The organism is Streptomyces sp. NBC_01092 (genome assembly GCF_045039535.1).
GTDB lineage: Bacteria > Actinomycetota > Actinomycetes > Streptomycetales > Streptomycetaceae > Streptomyces.
Map to the genome: position 1 here is coordinate 10208626 of NZ_CP108659.1, position 17017 is coordinate 10225642.

Here is a 17017-nt window from a genome sequence, read left to right on the forward strand (position 1 = left end):
GTTCAAGGAGGAATGGGAATGCTGCGAGACGAAAGCCAGCCGTCCGCAGACGAGGAGAGGGCCGAATGACCGAGACCGTGGTGCCGGGAACCATCAGCGAACTGCGCGCCCGAGTGGAGCAGTTCTACGCCACGCAGATGCGGCTTCTCGATTCGGGGGAGGCCGATGCATGGGCGGACACGTTCACCGAGGACGCCGTCTTCTCGGCCAACGGCCGCAGTGAGCCCGCGCGAGGGCGTACGGCCATCGCCGGCGCCGCGCGTCGGACGTCCGCCGAGCTGAGCGCGGCCGGCCGTGTCCGTCGGCACTGGATCGGCATGTCCGCGGTGGAGCCGGGAGAGGACGGCACGGTGCTGGTGGCCAGCTACGCGTTGATCATCGAAACGGAGGTCGGCGGCTCGCCGAAGGTGCTCATGTCGACCACCTGCGACGATGTCCTGGTGGACGAAGGTGGCCTGCGCGTGCGGCACCGCGTGGTTGCGCGCGATGACATCGCCGCCTGACGGCGCAGCCGTACAGAGGCCGCCGGCAGGCCGACGGAATACGCTGCTCGTCGGAGAACTCGCCCGTTTCGGAGTGATGGGGATCATCAACTCCACCGTGGCCATTGCCGGCACCAGCGTTCTCCATGTCGGACTGCGGGTGGGGCCGCTCGCCTCGAACGCGATCGCCACCCTGCTCGCGACGACCCTTTCCTTCGCCGGTAACCGCTGGTGGACCTTCAGGCACCGCAGACGGAGCAACCTGGTCCAGGAGTACGCCGTGTTCTTCGTCCTGAACGGCGCCGGCCTGCTGATCCAGCTCCTCGCCATCGGCTTCGCCGTCCATGTGCTGGCCCGGGACGATGCGGTGACGTACCACGTGGCCTTGCTCATCGGCGTCGCCGTGGCCTCGCTGGTCCGGTTCCTCAGCTACAAGAAGTGGGTGTTCCTGCCACGGGATCGGCCCGCCGTCACGGGTGCCCGTAGGCGTGAGTGACGGCGGGCCGCGGCCCGCGCGCCTGCCGGAACCGTGCAGGGCGTTGATGTACTTGCGGGGGCCGGGCGGTCGGGGGATCTCCCGCGAACGCCCGGCCCCCGCAGCGGTGGTCAGGCCGCGTTGTCCAGCCTCGGGTCGGAGGCGAGGACGGACTGGTGCAGACGCTGCAGCCGGGGCGAGGGGTCGATACCGAGCTCGTCCACGAGCGACGAGCGCAGGCGCTGGTAGACGTTGAGCGCCTGGTGCCGCCGGCCGGACCGGTGCAATGCCACCATCAACTTCTCGTGCAGCCCCTCGTGAAAGGGGTGCTGGGCGACCAACGAGGTGAGCTCGCCCAGCAGTTGGTGGTGCCGCCCGAGTCGTAGGTCGGCGGTGATCCGGTCCTCCAGGATGCCGAGCCGGTCCTCCTCCAGACGAATGACCTCCGCCTCCAGCAACGGGCCGATGGGCACGTCGGCCAGCGGGGGACCGCTCCACAGCGCCAGAGCCTCGTCGAAGCAGGCGGCCCCACGTTCGATCTGACCTTCCTCCAGTGCCCGCCGGCCGTCGGCCACCAGCCTGTTGTAGACATGCAGGTCGACGGTCCCCGGCGAGATGCTGAGCATGTAGCCGTTGGTGTGTGTGGTGAGCACGTTCTTGGCTATGTCAGGCAGATCGATTTCCCATAGGGCGCCAAGTGCCTTGCGCAGATGCAGGACATAGGTCTGCAAGGTCGTCGTCGCGCTCTTGGGTGGCGTCTCGCCCCAGAGCTCCGTCATCAGTGAGGCAGTCGATACGATCTTGTTCGCGTTGAGCAACAGCAGAGCCAGAATCTTGCGTGGCTTCGGGGCGAGTCGGGAGCTCACCGTCCCGATCGGTTCGATGGATACGGGGCCGAGTATTCGTATCTCCAAGCTGACTCCAAGTACACGGTGCGGAAAATAGTCTCTCCGCCGGTATTCTTACGCCGCGGTCCGGTGTTTTTAAATACGCGGACCCGGTCAGGATGGTCAACTTCGTCAGGAAGGTGTTCGGCTCCGGTCAGCGGCCTCCTGATCAGTGCAGAGGGCAACTTTCACGCTTGAGTCCTGGTTTCCCCGCGATTCGGCCGATCGGTCAAGGCCCCTTCGAGTCCCTTTCGAGCAGCTGCTGTGCATGCTCGGACCGCATGATTCGAATGATCGGGATGGCGTGCGGCTGAGCTGCGAGTGTGTCGCAGTCCGCCCTTTTTCAATGGGCCGCACTTGTCGGCTCGAGAGGATTTCCATGGACTACTGTGTGGCGATAACCGGAATCGGAGTCCGGGCGCCAGGGGGAATCGGCACCAATGCGTTCTGGGAACTCCTGACGTCCGGTCGTACCGCAACGCGCACCATTTCCTTCTTCGACCCCTCCCCGTTTCGGTCCCGCGTCGCGGCCGAGTGCGATTTCGACCCGCGCGCCGAGGGCTTCACGCCCAAGGAGCTGAGGAGGATGGACCGGGCCGCGCAACTGGGTGTCGCGGCCGCCCGGGAGGCCCTCGCCGACAGCGGGCTGGGCGGCGGCGGGCTCGACCCCGCGGACGTGGCCGTCACGGTGGGCAGCGCCGTCGGCTGCACCATGGGCCTGGAACAGGAGTACTCGACGGTCAGCGACGGCGGCCGCGAGTGGCTGGTCGACCACACCTACGCCGTCCCGCACCTGTACGGCTACTTCGTCCCGAGCTCGCTGGCCGCCGAAGTGGCCTGGGCGGTCGAGGCGGAGGGCCCGGTGTCGGTCGTCTCCACGGGATGCACCTCCGGGCTCGACGCGGTGGGCCATGCGTGCGGGCTGCTCCGGGAGGGAGCCGCGAAGGTCGCCGTGGCCGGCGCCACCGACGCGCCGATCTCCCCGATCACCGTCGCCTGCTTCGACGCCATCAAGGCCACCACAGCCCGCAACGACGACCCGGAACACGCCTCCCGGCCGTTCGACCGCAGCCGCGACGGCTTCGTACTCGGCGAGGGGAGCGCGTTCTTCGTCCTGGAGCCGCTGGAGGCCGCGCTGCGCCGAGGGGCCCATGTGTACGCGACGATCCGTGGCTTCGCGTCGCGGTCGAACGCCTACCACATGACCGGTCTGCGACCGGACGGCAGGGAGATGGCGGAGGCGATCACCGCGGCGCTCGGACAGGCGCGGCTGCGCCCCGACGACATCGACTACGTCAACGCGCACGGCTCCGGCACCCGGCAGAACGACCGCCACGAGACAGCGGCGGTCAAGCGCAGCTTCGGAGCGCACGCCTTCCAAGTCCCCGTCAGCTCCATCAAGTCGATGATCGGCCACTCGCTGGGCGCCATCGGAGCCCTGGAGATCGCCGCGTGCGCGCTGGCCATCAAGCACGACGTCATACCGCCCACGGCCAACCTCGAGGAACCGGATCCGGACTGCGACCTGGACTACGTGCCCAAGACCGCGCGTGAGCAGCGGACCGACGCCGTGCTGACCGTGGGAAGCGGCTTCGGCGGATTCCAGAGCGCGATGGTGCTCGCCGGCCCGGAAGCGGCCGCCCGATGAGCACCTCGGTCGTGGTCACCGGGCTCGGCGTGGCCGCACCCAACGGGCTCGGCACACGCGCCTACTGGGACGCGACGCTGCGCGGCCGCAGCGGGATCGCCCCGCTGATGCGGTTCGAGGCACAGGGCTACCCCGCCCGGCTCGCCGGTGAGGTCCCCGGCTTCGAGGCGGCCGAGCACCTGCCGAGCCGTCTGCTGCCGCAGACGGACCACATGACCAGGATGGCGCTCGTGGCGGCCGACTGGGCGCTGGCGGACGCACAGGCCGAACCGGACCGGCTGGCGGAGTTCTCCATGGGAGTGGTCACGGCCAGCTCCTCCGGAGGCTTCGAGTTCGGACAGCGGGAGCTGGAGAAGCTGTGGAGCAAGGGCAGCAGGTACGTCAGCTCCTACCAGTCCTTCGCCTGGTTCTACGCCGTCAACACCGGCCAGATCTCCATCCGCAACGGCATGCGCGGCCCGAGCGGCGTCCTGGTGAGCGACCAGGCCGGCGGGCTGGACGCCGTCGCCCAGGCGCGCCGGCTGGTGCGCGACGGGCTCGCACTGGTCGTCTCCGGCGGAGTGGACGGCAGCCTGTGCCCCTGGGGCTGGGTCGCGCAGCTCAGCACCGGTCGGCTGAGCACCAGCGACGACCCGCGGTCCGCATATGTGCCCTTCAGCGCAGCGGCGCACGGCTTCGTCCCCGGGGAGGGCGGCGCGATCCTTGTCCTGGAGGAGGCGAGTGCCGCCGCGCGACGCCGCCCGACCGCACCGTACGGCGAGATCGCGGGATACGGCGCGACGTTCGACCCCCGCCCGGGCAGCGGGCGAGCGCCCCGGCTCAGGGACGCCATCGAGATCGCGCTCGCCGACGCCGGGCTCGGCCCGTCCGACGTCGACGTCCTCTTCGCCGACGCCGCCGGACTGCCGGACCTGGACCGGGCGGAGGCCGAGGCGATCAACGCCGTCTTCGGGCCGGGCGGAGTCCCGGTCACCGCCCCCAAGACGATGACCGGACGGCTCTACTCGGGCGGCGCCGCCCTGGACCTGGCCGCCGCGCTGCTGTCGCTGGGCGAGGGCGTCATCCCGCCCACCGTCAACGTGGGGCGGCCAGCCCCCGAGTACACGATCGACCTGGTCGTCGAGCCGAGGCCCGCACCGCTGCGGGTCGCGCTGGTGCTGGCCCGCGGACACGGCGGCTTCAACGCCGCGATGGTCGTCCGGGCTCCCCATGTCCCCGGCTGACCTCGCGGACGGCACCGGCGCACCTTCCGGAACACCCCACAACCGAACCGCGAGGTGATCAACGCATGAGTGAACTGACCCTGGACGAACTCCGGACGATCATGACGGAGTGCGCGGGCGCGGCGGACGGCGTCGAGCCCGACGAGGACATCCGCGACATCGAGTTCGGGCTCCTCGGATACGACTCGATCGCGCTGCTGGAGACCGCCGCCCGGCTGGAGCGCGACTACGGCATCAGCTTCGAGGACGAGGCGATCGGGCAGGCCCGGACGCCCCGGGCGCTGCTGGACATGGTCAACAACGCCCTCGCGGACGCCGCCTGACGAAGCGGGACCAACCCCGGCAGCCGGGCCGGGGCCGGTCGACCGCACCCGACCCCCATGGAGAGACGCATGCGCATCCTGGTCACGACCGCCCCGAGCGCGGGGCATTTCTTCCCGCTCGTCCCCTTCGCCTGGGCGCTGCGTGCCCGAGGGCACCAGGTCCTGGTCACCATGCCCGAGCAGTTCATCGCCGAGGCGGGCCGATCCGGTCTGGCCGCGGTGGCCTCGACCCCGCCCATCGACCTGCGCGCGGCGATGGCCTCCGGGGAGGGGCCGCACCCCTCGCAGCGCGAAGGGGCCCGGGACGCCTCGGCCGAGCACATCGGCCGCGGCTTCGGCCGGCTGGCGGAGCAGACGGTCGAGGGCACCGTAGCCGTCGCCGAACGCTGGGCGCCCGACCTCGTCGTGTCGGAGCCCACCGAGCACTCCGGCGCGGTGGCCGCCGCGCAGCGCGGCGTTCCGCTGCTGCGGCACAACTGGGGGCTCGAACTGCCCCCGGAGACCGAGGAGATCGCCGCGGACCAGCTCGCCCCCACCCTCACCCGCCTCGGTCTGCCCGCGCCCGCCAAGGCCGAACTCCGGATCGACATCTGCCCGCAGAGCCTTCAGTTGCCGCAGGCCCGGTCGGCGCAGCGGATGCGCTTCGTCCCGTACAGCGGAGCCGGCGTCACGCCGCCCTGGCTGCTGGAGGAACCCGAGCGCCCCCGGGTCTGCGTGACGCTCGGCAGCGTCGTACCGATGATCCACGGGGTGACGGTCCTCAAGGAGCTGGGGGAGGAACTCTCCGGCGACGACCTGGAGACCGTCATCGCCGTCCCGGACCGCTTCGTCGACGAACTCGGCGTGCTTCCCCCGGGGGTGCGCGCGGCGGCCTGGCTGCCGCTCAGCCTTCTGCTCACCCGCTGCGCGGCGGTCGTGCACCACGGCGGCATCGGCACCGCGCTGACCGCCCTGACGCACGGACTGCCCCAGGTGGCCCTGCCCCACATGGGCGACCAGCACGCCACCGCGGACCGGCTGGCAGAGGCGGGCGCGGCGGCTGTCGTACGCCGCGAGGACATCAGCCCCTCCGCCGTGGCCGAGGCCCTGCGCAAGGTGCGCACCGAGCCCGCGTACGCCGAGGGGGCCCGCGCGCTACGGACGGAGAACGCCGCCGCGCCCGGGCTCGACGAAGTCGCCGGCATCGCCGAGCAGTTGGCCGAGGGACACCGGAACTGACCCGACCCGACCGTGCCGGGCATTTCCCTGCGAAGGGGAATGCCCGGCACTTCTTCGACCCGTGTCCGAGACAGGTTCAAGTGGCCCCGATGAGTATGAGGTGCGTGAACCGAATAGCACGGAAAACGCATATCACGCTACCCGACAGTCGATAAGGGGCAAGCTGTGAAGGCATTGGTTCTCGCCGGGGGAATGGGAATCCGGCTGCGCCCGTTGAGCCACACCACCGCGAAACAACTGATACCGGTGGCCGGCGAACCCGTGGTCCGCTACAGCCTCGACGTCATTCGCGAGGCCGGGATCACCGAGGTCGGAATCGTGGTGGGAGACCGCGCCGACCAGTTCCGGAGAATTCTGGGTGACGGCCGCGACTTTGGTCTGAGGATCACCTACATCGAACAGGAGCGGCCGGACGGCCTGGCGCACTGTGTGCTGATCGCCCGGGAATTCCTCGGATCCGACGACTTTCTGATGTGCCTGGGTGACAACGTCGTACTGGAAGGTGTCGGGCAACTCGTCTCGGAGTTCCGGTCGAACCGGGCCGACGCGATGCTTCTGCTGGGCAAGGTCGACGACCCGTCGGAGTACGGCGTGGCCGTGGTCGACGACGCCGGGCGCATCCAGCGACTGGTGGAGAAGCCCGAGACATATGTCGGCGATCTCGCTGTCGTCGGCGCGTACGTGTTCTCGCCGGCGATCCATCGCGCGGTGCGGGCGATCGAGCCCAGCGCCCGGGGCGAGTTGGAGATCACCGAAGCCATCCAGTGGCTCGTCGACACCGGCCGGCGTGTCGTCGGGCACGAGTGCCCGGGCTACTGGAAGGACGCCGGGCGCCTCGCCGATCTCCTCGCCTGCAACCGTGTCCTGCTGGAACGGCTGACCACCGACATCACCGGCCATGTGGACGAGGACTCCACCATCCGCGGTCCGGTGGTCGTCGCGGAGAACGCGACCGTCAGCGGATCCGAGCTCGTGGGCCCCGTGTTCGTGGCGGCCGGCGCGGTGGTGCGGGACAGCAAGCTCGGTCCGCACACCGCCGTCGGCCCCGGCTGCCGGATCACGCAGGCCGAGATAGCCGACTCGATCCTGCTGGAGGACGCCACCGTCCACGGCGTGAACGGGCTGTCGGGCTCGGTCGTGGGCCGCGCGGCCAGCGTGCGCGGCGGGGGCACCGGGGCCGAGGTGTTCCTCGGCGACGACAGCAGCGTCGTGATCGGCTCATGAGCGGGCCGCGAAACAGGGCGGCCCGGACCGCTCCCGCACGGCGGCCCGCCCTGGTGGTCGGCGCGGGCGGGCTCATCGGCCGGGCGCTGTGCGAGCGGATGCGGGCCGCGGGGACGGAGTTCGTCGCGGCGACGCGTGACACGCCCCCGCTGGTCCGGCCCGACGGAACGCCCGCCGCGGCACTGAGTGCGGCGGGCGTCGTCCACTACCTCGCGACGAGCGTGACCCCGGGGCTGGCCGAGACCCGCCCCGAGCGCGTGGCGGCCGACCACGAGACGTTCGTACGGATGCTGGACGCGCTCTCGACCGTCGAGAACCCGCCGCTGGTGGTACTGACCAGCACGGGCCTGACGGTCAGCGAGTCCGGGGACGGCCTGCCCTGCACCGAGGACGCGCAGGCCCTGCCCAAGTCGGCCTACGCGAGGGCCAAACTCGCCCTGGAGCGGGAGCTGCTGTCCCGCGCACCGCTGGTGCCGGGGATGGTGCTGCGGATGACCAACGTCTACGGCCCGGGGCACGCGCTGCGCGGCGGGTACGGCGTCGTGGCCCACTGGCTGGCCGCCGCCGCCGAGGGACGCCCGCTCGAACTGTGGGGCGACCCGGACACCACCCGCGACTACCTCTACGTCGACGACGCGGCGGCCGCACTGGCCGGGCTCGGCCCTGAAGCGGCGGACCTGCCGTTCGACGTGGTCAACATCGCGTCCGGCGAGGCCACCACGCTCGGCCGGCTGCTCGGCGTCATCCGCGAGGTGACCGACCGGGAGCTGACCGTCCGGCTGCGCCCCGGCAGGGGGTTCGACCAGCCCGCCAACCTCCTCGACGTCACCCGGGCACACAGGTTTCTCGGCTGGCGGGCACGCACGCCACTCGCCTTGGGCCTGGAACGCACCTGGCGCGCGCTGACCGGAGCGGGGGCGGCCCGATGACCGGCCACCGGCGTCAGGCCGTGGACGGGCCGTGGCCGCAAGCGCCGGAACCGCCGGCGGGCCGCCACGACAGGGCACCCGCGCCGGACCGCCTCGACTTCCCGCCCGCCCCCACGCCCCCCGACGAGCTGACCAGCCTGGCCGGACTCGTGCGCGAGATCCTCACGCGACCGCTGTGCCGCACGCCCGGCGCACGACACACAGGCCGACGAGAACACACCGATCCGACAGAAGGCCATCGACCATGACAGAGAAACCGATGCTCGTCTTCATCAACCGGTTCACCGTCCCCGGCGACCCGCTCGAGTTCGAGCGCGCCTTCGCCGAGACCGCGGACCACCTCGCGCGACAGCCGGGGTTCATCCGCTACCGCCTCGTTCGCTCGACGGACGACCCCCGCTCCTACGCCAACGTGGCCGAATGGGAGACGGCAGAAGCCCTGCGCGACGCCCTGCGCGGGCCGGAGTTCGACGAGCACGCCCGCAGGCTGCGCGAACTGGCGCGCAGCGAGCCGCGGTTCTACGACGTGGTGAGCGAGTGCGACGCGAGCCGATTGCGGAGTTGAGATGACCCGCATGCTCGTGACCGGCGGAGCCGGCTTCATCGGATCGAATTTCGTGCACCACACCGTGACAAGGCGACCCGAGTTCGAGGTCTGCGTGCTGGACGCGCTGACCTACGCCGGCCATCGCGACAACCTCAAGGCGGTGGCCGGCGACATCCGCTTCGTCGAGGGTGACATCTGCGACGCGGCACTCGTCGACCGGCTCGTCGCCGAAGCCGACGTGGTCGTCCACCTGGCCGCCGAATCCCACGTGGACAACTCGCTGCGCGACCCCGAGCCCTTCGTCCGCAGCAACATCACGGGGACCTACGTTCTGCTGGAGGCCGTGCGCCGGCACGAACGGCGGCTCCACCACATCTCCACCGACGAGGTCTTCGGCGACCTCCCGCTCGACACGGACGAGAAGTTCACCGAGGCGAGCCCCTACAACCCCTCCAGCCCCTACTCGGCGACCAAGGCGAGCTCCGACCTGCTCGTGCGGGCGTGGGTGCGGTCCTTCGGAGTGGCGGCGACGCTCTCGAACTGCGCCAACAATTACGGGCCCTATCAGCACGCGGAGAAATTCATCCCGCGTCAGGTCACCAACGTGCTCACCGGCCGGCCGCCGAAGCTGTACGGCACGGGCCGCAACGTCCGGGAATGGACGCATGTAGAGGACCACAATGAGGCGGTCCATCTCATCCTGGAAAAGGGCGGAATCGGCGAGACCTATCTGATCGGGTCCGGTTGCGAGGTGAGCAACAAGGCAATCGTGGAAATGATCCTCGAACTGATGGGGAAACCGGTGGACCGGTATGAGAAGGTCCTGGACAGGCCGGGCCACGACCTTCGTTATGCCAACGACTCGACGAAGCTGCGGACCCGGCTCGGCTGGGAGCCGCGCCATCGCGGTTTCCGCTCCGGACTCGCCGCGACCATCGATTGGTATCGCGAGAACACCTGGTGGTGGGGCCCGCGCAAGGACGGCATCGAGAAGGCGTACGACGCACGGGGCGGGTAACGGTCACTCTCCCTCTTCGGGCCCGGGTCTTTAGCACGTCCTGGACGCGCGGACCCGGCCCGGGGCGGTCGGTCGTTTCGGGTCGAACTGTTCAAGTCAGTGTTCCCGATCATGGGTTGATGCAGAGCGCGGCTGGAAACACTGGCCAGAGATCATTTGTGTCACTAGGGGGAAACGATGACCGTCCATGAGACGTCTTCATTGCTCGCCTCGTGCTTGACCAGACTTCGTTGGTCTCCGGAACAGTTGGCCCTGGAGATCAACAAGAAGTGCGGAGCGGGAACAATCAGCAAAAAGGCCCCTTATAATTGGTTGAAAGGGGCACGACCTCGCCGGCATTTACCGCACGTGGTCGCCGAGATCCTCGCCGACCGACTGGGCGAGCCGATCACCGTCGAGGCACTGTGGCCCGGGGCACCGCCGCCTGGCCCCGTTCTGGGCCGGGCCGCCCGCATCCAGACCGTGTCCTCCGTTCCGAGCCTGCCCGTGGCGATGGCCGACCTGACCAACGTAGCCGTCGCCTGGCTGGTGGAGGACGAGCCGGCGCCTCCCGTCCGGCTGTACGGGGACGAGGTCCCCGAGGTGGCCCTTCAGATGCTGTCCGCGCGCCTTCAGCAACTGCGCAAGGTGGACGAGATCTCCAGCACCAGGCTCGCGATGGAATGGGCCCTGCAGGATCTCCAGCTGGCGCGCAGAATGGCCGCGGACCACGCCTACGACGAGCCGACCGGTGTGCAACTGCACCGTCTCATCGCCGAACTGGCCCAGCTGGCCGGATGGCTCGCCGCCGAGCTGGGGCTGCTGCGGCTCGCCCGGTCCTGCCTGCTGACCGGGCTCGCCTCGGCCCGTGTCGCCCGCGACCGCGCGCTCGCCGCCTACATCCTGTCCGGCATGAGCTACCGGTCGATCTGGGAAGGCGAGCCGGAGGCCGGGCTGCGGCTGATCCGCATCGCACGCAAGGGAACGGACCGGGAGGACCGGGGCATCCACCAGGCGCTGCTGGCGACGCGCGAGGCACGGGTCCGCGCGGCCCTCGGCGACCGAGCGGGCTGCGAACACGCCATCGCCGAGGCGGCCGAGCTGAGCGTCGACGCCGCGCCGGCCTCGACGAAGCCCTGGGTCCAGTGGGTGAACCGGGCCGTCATCCTCGCCGATGCCGGACGGTCCTGGCTGGAACTGGGGTGCTTTCGACGGGCCGAGAGCTATCTGGCGCACGGACTCGCGCTGTTCGGTGACTGCCAGCCGCGCAACCGGATGCTGCACGCCGCCTCGCTCGCCGAGGCCCGGCTCGGCCGCGACGAGATCGACGGAGCCGCCGAGGCCGCCGAGGAGGCGCTCTCGCTGGCCGGGGTGATGGCCTCCCAGCGCGCCCGCGTGCGGCTGTCGGGACTGCGCCGGCAGTTCCTGCGCAACGACCACGCGATCGCGCGGGATACCTCCCGAAGCATTGCCGAGTTCCTGGCGAGGGACCGATTACTCCAGGACGACTGACCGACGCGATGGCGAACGGGGCCGTCACCCGAAGCCTGCCCTCGGGTGACGGCCCCGTGGAATGCGCCGGCGACAACAGCTGCACACGCGCCGCAGGCGGGAGATGCCTAAGCCCCGCCGCTGCCGTACGGCCGGGTCATGATCTCCATGTTGTGGCCGCTCGGATCCTCGAAGTAGACCCCGCGCCCGCCGTCCCGGTCGTTGATCCTTCCGGGTTCGCGGTGGTATTGGTCCGCCCAGTGGTCGATGCCGCGCTCGCGGATCCGGCCGAAGATCTGGTCGAACTCGTCGTCGGTGATGAGGAATGCGCAGTGTCCCGGAACTATGTCGCCCTCGCCCCGGAAGTCCATGAAGTCGATCGACACGTCGTTGGCGAGCTGCAGGACCGCGAACGGGCCCATCTCCTTCGGCTTCGGCAGGCCGAGAAGATCGGCCATGAATGTTGCCGAGGCGTCCTTGTCCTTCACCAGGACGATGGTGTGGTTCAGTTCCACGGCCATGAATTACTTCCCCTCTGTTCGGGAGACTGACGGCGACAGGGCTCGCCGTTCCGGGCTACTGGGACGCTTTCTGCTCGGCCGTCCCCCAACCGCGCACGTCCGATCCGACCATGTTCAACTCCCGCAACATGGGCATGTAGTTGATGACATCCCAGTGTTCGACGACCTTGCCGTCGACGAAGCGGAACTCCTCCGCGGTGTGCCACGTCACCTTCCGATGGGTCGCGGCGATGTCCATGAAAGGGCCCTTGTGCGTGGCGGTGACGCTGATCCACATACTGACCCGATCGCCCTCGGCGATCACACTCCTGACGTCCAGCCGCACATCGGGGAACGCCTTGAGGCCGGACTCCATACGAAGGACCATTTCCTCGTTCGGCACGATCGTGTCCTCGGAGTGATGGACGACGTCCGAGGCCCAGTGCGCCGTCACCGCGCCCAGCTCCCCGCGATTCCAGGCAGCGACCATTTCAAGGCAGCGCTTCTTGTTGTCGGCAGCTGTCAACTCTCGTTTCCTCCTTCGGTTCTGTGGCCGGCTCCAAAGTCTTCCGACCGCTCCTTGAGAACACATCAAGGAGCGGTCGCAATACTCACGCCGAGGACATGGCCCATGGGTGGAAGGAGGTCGGGCGTCATGACGTATCTGGTGACCGGGGCGTCGGGACACGTCGGCAGAGAGGTGACACGGCAGTTGGTGGCGGCGGGGCACGAGGTGCGGGCGATGACCCGGACACCGGGGCGGACCCCCGTCCCGCACGGCGCGCCGGTGGTCGCCGGGGACCTGGACCGTCCCGACAGCCTGGACGACGCGCTGCGCGGGATCGAGCGGATGTTCCTGTTCCCGGTGCCTCGGACCGCGGTCGAGGTGGTCGAGCGGGCGGTGCGGGCCGGCGTGCGGCGCATCGTGGTGCTGTCGTCCAGCTCGGTGCACGACGAGAGCACGCACAGCGGAGCCCACCATCGCACCGTGGAACGCGCGGTCGAGGACAGCGGTGCCGAGTGGACCTTCGTACGTCCCGATGAGTTCGCCAACAACCTGCTGTGGAAGTGGGGGCACTCGATCCGCACCGAACGCGTCGTCCGGGCCCCGTATCCCGAGGCACGGCGCGCGCTGATCCATGAGACCGACGTCGCGGCGGTGGCGGCCACGGCCCTGATGACGGACGGCCACGCCGGCGCCTGCTACGAGCTGACCGGTCCCGAACTGCTGGACCAGCCGGAACAGGTCGCCCGGATCGCCGCGGTCACGGGCACCGACATCCGCTTCGAGGAAGTGACCCCGCGCACCGCACGGGAGGAGATGGTCCGGTTCATGCCCGAGCCGGTGGTGGACATGGTCCTCGACTACCTGGTCGAGTCGGTCACCAACCCACCCGCGCCGCAGCCCACGGTGGAGAAGGTCACCGGACGCCCGGCGACCCCGTTCGACCAGTGGGTGCGCGACCATGTGGCCCAACTCACCGGCTGAGCACACACGTTCGCGGCCCCGGAGCGATCAGCTCCGGGGCCGCGGAACGCGCACGCGCGGTCAGTCCCGCCAGCCCGCCGCGGTCGGCCACGGCTCGTCGAGCTGGCGGTAGGTGCCGAGATAGTCGGGCCAGTCACGATGGTCGCGGATCTTGCCGTCTACCAGCTTGATGAGATGGATCTGTTCCCCGGAGAAGCGGCGGCCTGTCGGCGCCATCCCCACCAGGTCGCCGATGTGGCGGCCGTACAGGGCCAGATAGGCGCGCACCCAGTCACCGCGTTCCTCGTACCGGATCTCCTCCAGGCGCACCTCCTCGGAGAAGGTCGCCCTGAGCCATGACACCGCCATCGCGAACACGGCCGGTCCACGCCAGTTCTTGTCCTCCATGTGCTCCAGCGAGGCCGGATTCAGATAGTCGGGGTGGATGAACTGGTCCACATCGCTGGTGTCGCCGGTGTTGTAGGCGCGCACCATCCTCCTGACGACATCGACATTGCTGTTCACGGCCGTTCCTTTCACAAGAGCGCCTCGGGGCACGGGCGGGGACGGAGGGCGGTCGCGGGGGTGCGCGGCGGTCTCACGTGACCGACAGCGCGCCGTCCACCGGGATCACCGCGCCGTTGAGATAGCCCCCGTCGGCCGAGGCCAGCGTGACGATCCACCAGGCGATGTCCTCGGGAGCCCCGACCCGGCCGAGCGGGATCTCTGCTCGCATCCGCTCCATGAACGCCTCGTACTGTTCCTGGGACACCCCGGCCCGCAGGGCCACACCGGTGTCGGTCACGCCCGGCGCGACGCCGACGACCCGGACGCCGCGCGGGGCCAGCTCGACGGACCAGGTGCGGGTGAGCACGTCGAGGCCGGCCTTCGTGGCGCAGTAGACCGAGTTGTCCGGGATGGTGCGGAGCCCGATCGACCCGGCCGAACTGATGTTGACGACCAGACCGCCCGTCTCCTCCAGTGCTTCCAGGGCCTGCTGGGTGAGCAGGATCGGCGCGATCAGGTTCGTCCTGACCTGGGCTTCGACCGACGCCCGCGCCAAGGAGCCGAGACCGGCGAAGCTCGCGATCCCGGCGTTGTTGACGAGCACGTCGATCCGCCCGAGCTGCCGTCGCGCGGTGTCGACGATGGTGGCGGCCGCGTCCGGCTCGGTCACGTCGAGGGGGAGGGTGTGGATACCGTCCCGCCCCTTCGCGGTCTCGGCGAGCGTGTCCGCCGACCGCCCGACGATCAGGACCGCGTCTCCGGCGTCGGCGAACGCGTGGGCGGTGGCACGGCCGATGCCCGTGCCACCGCCGGTGATGACGATTCCTCGCATGCTGCTGTGTCTCCTCTTTCTCGCGGACGGGGGATCTCAAGGTGCCGCGAGCGCCTAGAAATCGACTTGAAGCAGCCTCATGCCATTGGCTCGCGACTCATTCGCATTTCCATTCCGCTTCGAGTACGCCGCTAGGTGCGGCTGCGAACTTGAGCCCATGACTGACACTATTGAGCGGACGGCCATTGTCACGGGCGCGAGCAACGGAATCGGCCAGGCGATCGCCGCCACCCTGGCGGCAGACGGCGTACGCGTCCATATCTGCGGACGAGACCCCCGAACCGTCGAGAAGACGGTGGCCGAATTGCGCGCGGACGGCGGTGAGGTCAGCGGGCAGGCGTGCGACGTCACCAAGCCCGACCAGGTGACCGAGCTGGTGAGCGACTGCGTCGCCCGGTATGGGCCGGTGGACATCCTGGTGAACAACGCCGGCCAGCCGGGCGGGGGAATCACCGCGAACATCGACACCGAATTGTGGTACGCCACCATCGACACCAATCTCAACGGTGTTTTCCTGATGACCAAGGCCGCACTGAACGAAGGGCGCATGACGGAGCGCCAGAACGGCCGGGTCATCAACATCGCCTCGGTGTGGGGCAAACAGGGAACGGTCGGCGGCGCGCCCTATGCGGCGGCCAAACACGGCGTGGTGGGATTCACCCGCTGCCTCGCGCTGGAACTCGCGAAGACCGGAATCACCGTCAACGCGGTGTGCCCCGGCTATGTGGAGACTCCGATGTCGGTCAACGTACGCGCCTGCCAGGCGGGCATCTGGCAGGTGGACGAGGACGAGGCACTGCGCCGCCTGGCGTCCGACATCCCCATCGGCCGCTACAGCGAGCCGGAGGAGGTCGCCTGGATGGTGTCCTACCTCGCCTCGCCCAAGGCCGCGTCGGTCACCGGCCAGGCGATGAACGTGTGCGGCGGTTTCGGTGTCCACTGATCCGCGCCCACCCGGCACATGCCCCCAGCCCCAGCGCGACGGCCGTGCCGCCGACCGGTGGGAAGGCGGTGGGTGATGGCGAACGTCGCGATAATCGGCGCGGGCACGGGCGGACTCTGCCTGGCCCAGGCCCTGCACGCCGCCGGAATCGAGGTGACCGTCTACGAACGGCACCACACCCCCACCGATCCGCTGCACGGCTACCGGGTCCGTATCAACCCGACCGGGGCCCGAGCGCTGCGCCGCTGCCTGCCGGCCCCGGTGTGGGAGACGTTCCTGTCGCGGGCCGGACGGATCGGGCAGGAATTCGGATTCCTCACCGAGCACCTGCGGGAACTGGCCGTCCTGGACGGCGGACCTGACGCCGAACCGCACTACTCCGCCGAGCGCGGCATGCTGCGGGAGATCCTGCTGACGGGACTGGACGACGTGGTGCGCTTCGGCGCCTGCTTCGAGGAGTACGAACGCACCCCGGACGGCAGGTTCGAGTGCCGCTTCACCGACGGCACCAGCGCCACGGCCGACCTCGTCGTCGGCGCGGACGGGGCCAACTCCCGGGTCCGCGCCCAGTACCTGCCGCACGCGCGCCGCGTCGACATCGGGATGGTCTCGGTCGTCGGCCGCCTCGCCCTGCCCGCCGCCGAGCGGTTGCTCCCCGAGTGCCTGTACTCACGCCCCAACTCGGTCGTCGCGCCGGGAGGCACCGGAATGTTCGTCGCACGACACGAGCCCGGCGCCGACGAGGGCTACCTCATGTGGGCCTACGGCGCCGGCGCGCACCGCTATCCCGCGGACGTCGAGGCCCTGCCCGGCGTACGACTGGCCGAACTGGTCGCCGGGTTGACCCGGTCCTGGCACCCCGCACTGCGCGCGATGGTCCGCGAGACCGACCCGGGCACGGTCAACGCGGTGACCATCCGTACGTCGGTTCCCCCTGCCCCCTGGCCGGCGACGCGCGTGACCCTGCTCGGCGACGCCATCCACAGCATGACGCCACTGCGCGGTGTGGGCGCGAACATGGCGCTCAACGACGCCGCGCTCCTCGCTCGTGAACTCACCGGCAGCGCGGATCCACGGCCGGCCGTGGCCCGGTACGAGGAGGCGATGCGGCGAGAGGGCTTCCAAGCGGTCTCCGAGTCGCTGTGGGCCGCCCGGATGTTCGTGTCCGAAAGCGCGACGCAGCGCCTGATGTTCAAGTCGATACTCCGGACCGCTGCCGCCGTTCCCCCGCTCCGCAAGGTGCTGTTCGCCAGGCTCGGGTGATCGGCGCTCGGAACCCATGCGACAGCGGGCGCGATCATGGCGCCCGCTGTCGAGCTGTGG

The 17017-nt window shown here is 69.8% G+C and carries 19 protein-coding genes; 14 read left to right on the forward strand and 5 right to left on the reverse strand.

Features of this window, described 5'->3' with window-relative positions; all coding sequences use genetic code 11:
- Positions 1-65 precede the first annotated feature (65 nt).
- Both OG254_RS45410 and OG254_RS45415 read left to right on the forward strand, forming a co-directional pair.
- Entirely contained in the window at positions 66-503 is a 438-nt protein-coding gene (locus tag OG254_RS45410) for a nuclear transport factor 2 family protein (RefSeq protein WP_405593612.1), read from the forward strand.
- Between the two features lie 76 nt (positions 504-579).
- Complete coding sequence (locus OG254_RS45415; RefSeq protein ID WP_405593613.1) at positions 580-978, forward strand: GtrA family protein; 399 nt, start codon at positions 580-582, stop codon at positions 976-978.
- 110 nt (positions 979-1088) lie between these two features.
- Here the strand turns inward: OG254_RS45415 and OG254_RS45420 are convergent, their stop codons facing one another.
- A complete protein-coding gene (locus tag OG254_RS45420) occupies positions 1089-1823 on the reverse strand; it encodes an AfsR/SARP family transcriptional regulator (RefSeq protein ID WP_351194703.1) in 735 nt (244 codons plus the stop codon).
- Between the two features lie 400 nt (positions 1824-2223).
- Here OG254_RS45420 and OG254_RS45425 point away from each other — a divergent pair, with 400 nt between their 5' ends.
- From OG254_RS45425 to OG254_RS45465, 9 genes are all read left to right on the forward strand, one after another.
- The gene (locus OG254_RS45425; protein WP_351194705.1) at positions 2224-3492 is read left to right on the forward strand and encodes a beta-ketoacyl-[acyl-carrier-protein] synthase family protein; all 1269 of its coding nucleotides are present in this window, start codon (positions 2224-2226) and stop codon (positions 3490-3492) included.
- Positions 3489-4715: a ketosynthase chain-length factor gene (locus OG254_RS45430; RefSeq protein ID WP_405593615.1), complete on the forward strand. Its 1227-nt coding sequence runs from the start codon at positions 3489-3491 to the stop codon at positions 4713-4715. The genes OG254_RS45425 and OG254_RS45430 overlap by 4 nt, the downstream gene beginning before the upstream one ends.
- Positions 4716-4780: 65 nt before the next feature.
- Entirely contained in the window at positions 4781-5038 is a 258-nt protein-coding gene (locus OG254_RS45435; protein ID WP_405593616.1) for an acyl carrier protein, read from the forward strand.
- 69 nt (positions 5039-5107) lie between these two features.
- On the forward strand, positions 5108-6256 hold the full coding sequence (locus OG254_RS45440; protein ID WP_405593617.1) for a nucleotide disphospho-sugar-binding domain-containing protein: 1149 nt from the start codon (positions 5108-5110) through the stop codon (positions 6254-6256).
- Positions 6257-6421: 165 nt separating this feature from the next.
- On the forward strand, positions 6422-7480 hold the full coding sequence (locus tag OG254_RS45445; protein WP_405593618.1) for a glucose-1-phosphate thymidylyltransferase: 1059 nt from the start codon (positions 6422-6424) through the stop codon (positions 7478-7480).
- Positions 7477-8409, forward strand: a complete 933-nt coding sequence (locus tag OG254_RS45450; protein WP_405593619.1) for an NAD-dependent epimerase/dehydratase family protein — start codon at positions 7477-7479, stop codon at positions 8407-8409. The genes OG254_RS45445 and OG254_RS45450 overlap by 4 nt, the downstream gene beginning before the upstream one ends.
- 244 nt (positions 8410-8653) lie before the next feature.
- A complete protein-coding gene (locus tag OG254_RS45455) occupies positions 8654-8974 on the forward strand; it encodes an antibiotic biosynthesis monooxygenase family protein (protein ID WP_405593620.1) in 321 nt (106 codons plus the stop codon).
- A 1-nt stretch (position 8975) separates the two neighbouring features.
- Positions 8976-9974, forward strand: a complete 999-nt coding sequence (rfbB, locus tag OG254_RS45460) for a dTDP-glucose 4,6-dehydratase (protein ID WP_405593621.1) — start codon at positions 8976-8978, stop codon at positions 9972-9974.
- A gap of 348 nt (positions 9975-10322) precedes the next feature.
- Positions 10323-11465, forward strand: a complete 1143-nt coding sequence (locus OG254_RS45465; RefSeq protein WP_405593622.1) for a hypothetical protein — start codon at positions 10323-10325, stop codon at positions 11463-11465.
- 107 nt (positions 11466-11572) lie between these two features.
- On the opposite strand, the gene OG254_RS45470 is transcribed toward OG254_RS45465, so the two are convergent.
- Positions 11573-11965 carry a VOC family protein gene (locus OG254_RS45470; RefSeq protein ID WP_405593623.1) on the reverse strand — a complete coding sequence of 131 codons (393 nt, stop codon included), beginning with the start codon at positions 11963-11965 and terminating at the stop codon, positions 11573-11575.
- 55 nt (positions 11966-12020) lie between these two features.
- Positions 12021-12470, reverse strand: coding sequence for an ester cyclase (locus OG254_RS45475; protein ID WP_405593624.1), 450 nt, complete (start codon positions 12468-12470; stop codon positions 12021-12023).
- A gap of 129 nt (positions 12471-12599) precedes the next feature.
- Here OG254_RS45475 and OG254_RS45480 point away from each other — a divergent pair, with 129 nt between their 5' ends.
- Positions 12600-13433: an NAD(P)H-binding protein gene (locus OG254_RS45480; protein ID WP_405593625.1), complete on the forward strand. Its 834-nt coding sequence runs from the start codon at positions 12600-12602 to the stop codon at positions 13431-13433.
- 60 nt (positions 13434-13493) lie between these two features.
- Here OG254_RS45480 and OG254_RS45485 read toward each other — a convergent pair whose 3' ends face one another.
- Positions 13494-13937, reverse strand: coding sequence for a SnoaL/DnrD family polyketide biosynthesis methyl ester cyclase (locus OG254_RS45485; RefSeq protein ID WP_405593626.1), 444 nt, complete (start codon positions 13935-13937; stop codon positions 13494-13496).
- Between the two features lie 73 nt (positions 13938-14010).
- The gene (locus OG254_RS45490) at positions 14011-14751 is read right to left on the reverse strand and encodes an SDR family NAD(P)-dependent oxidoreductase (protein WP_405593627.1); all 741 of its coding nucleotides are present in this window, start codon (positions 14749-14751) and stop codon (positions 14011-14013) included.
- 157 nt (positions 14752-14908) lie between these two features.
- Between OG254_RS45490 and fabG the strand changes: the two genes are divergently transcribed.
- On the forward strand, positions 14909-15694 hold the full coding sequence (gene fabG / locus OG254_RS45495; RefSeq protein ID WP_405593628.1) for a 3-oxoacyl-ACP reductase FabG: 786 nt from the start codon (positions 14909-14911) through the stop codon (positions 15692-15694).
- A gap of 75 nt (positions 15695-15769) precedes the next feature.
- Positions 15770-16957 (forward strand): FAD-dependent oxidoreductase, encoded by a 1188-nt coding sequence (locus OG254_RS45500; protein ID WP_405593630.1) that lies wholly within the window; start codon positions 15770-15772, stop codon positions 16955-16957.
- Positions 16958-17017 lie beyond the last annotated feature (60 nt).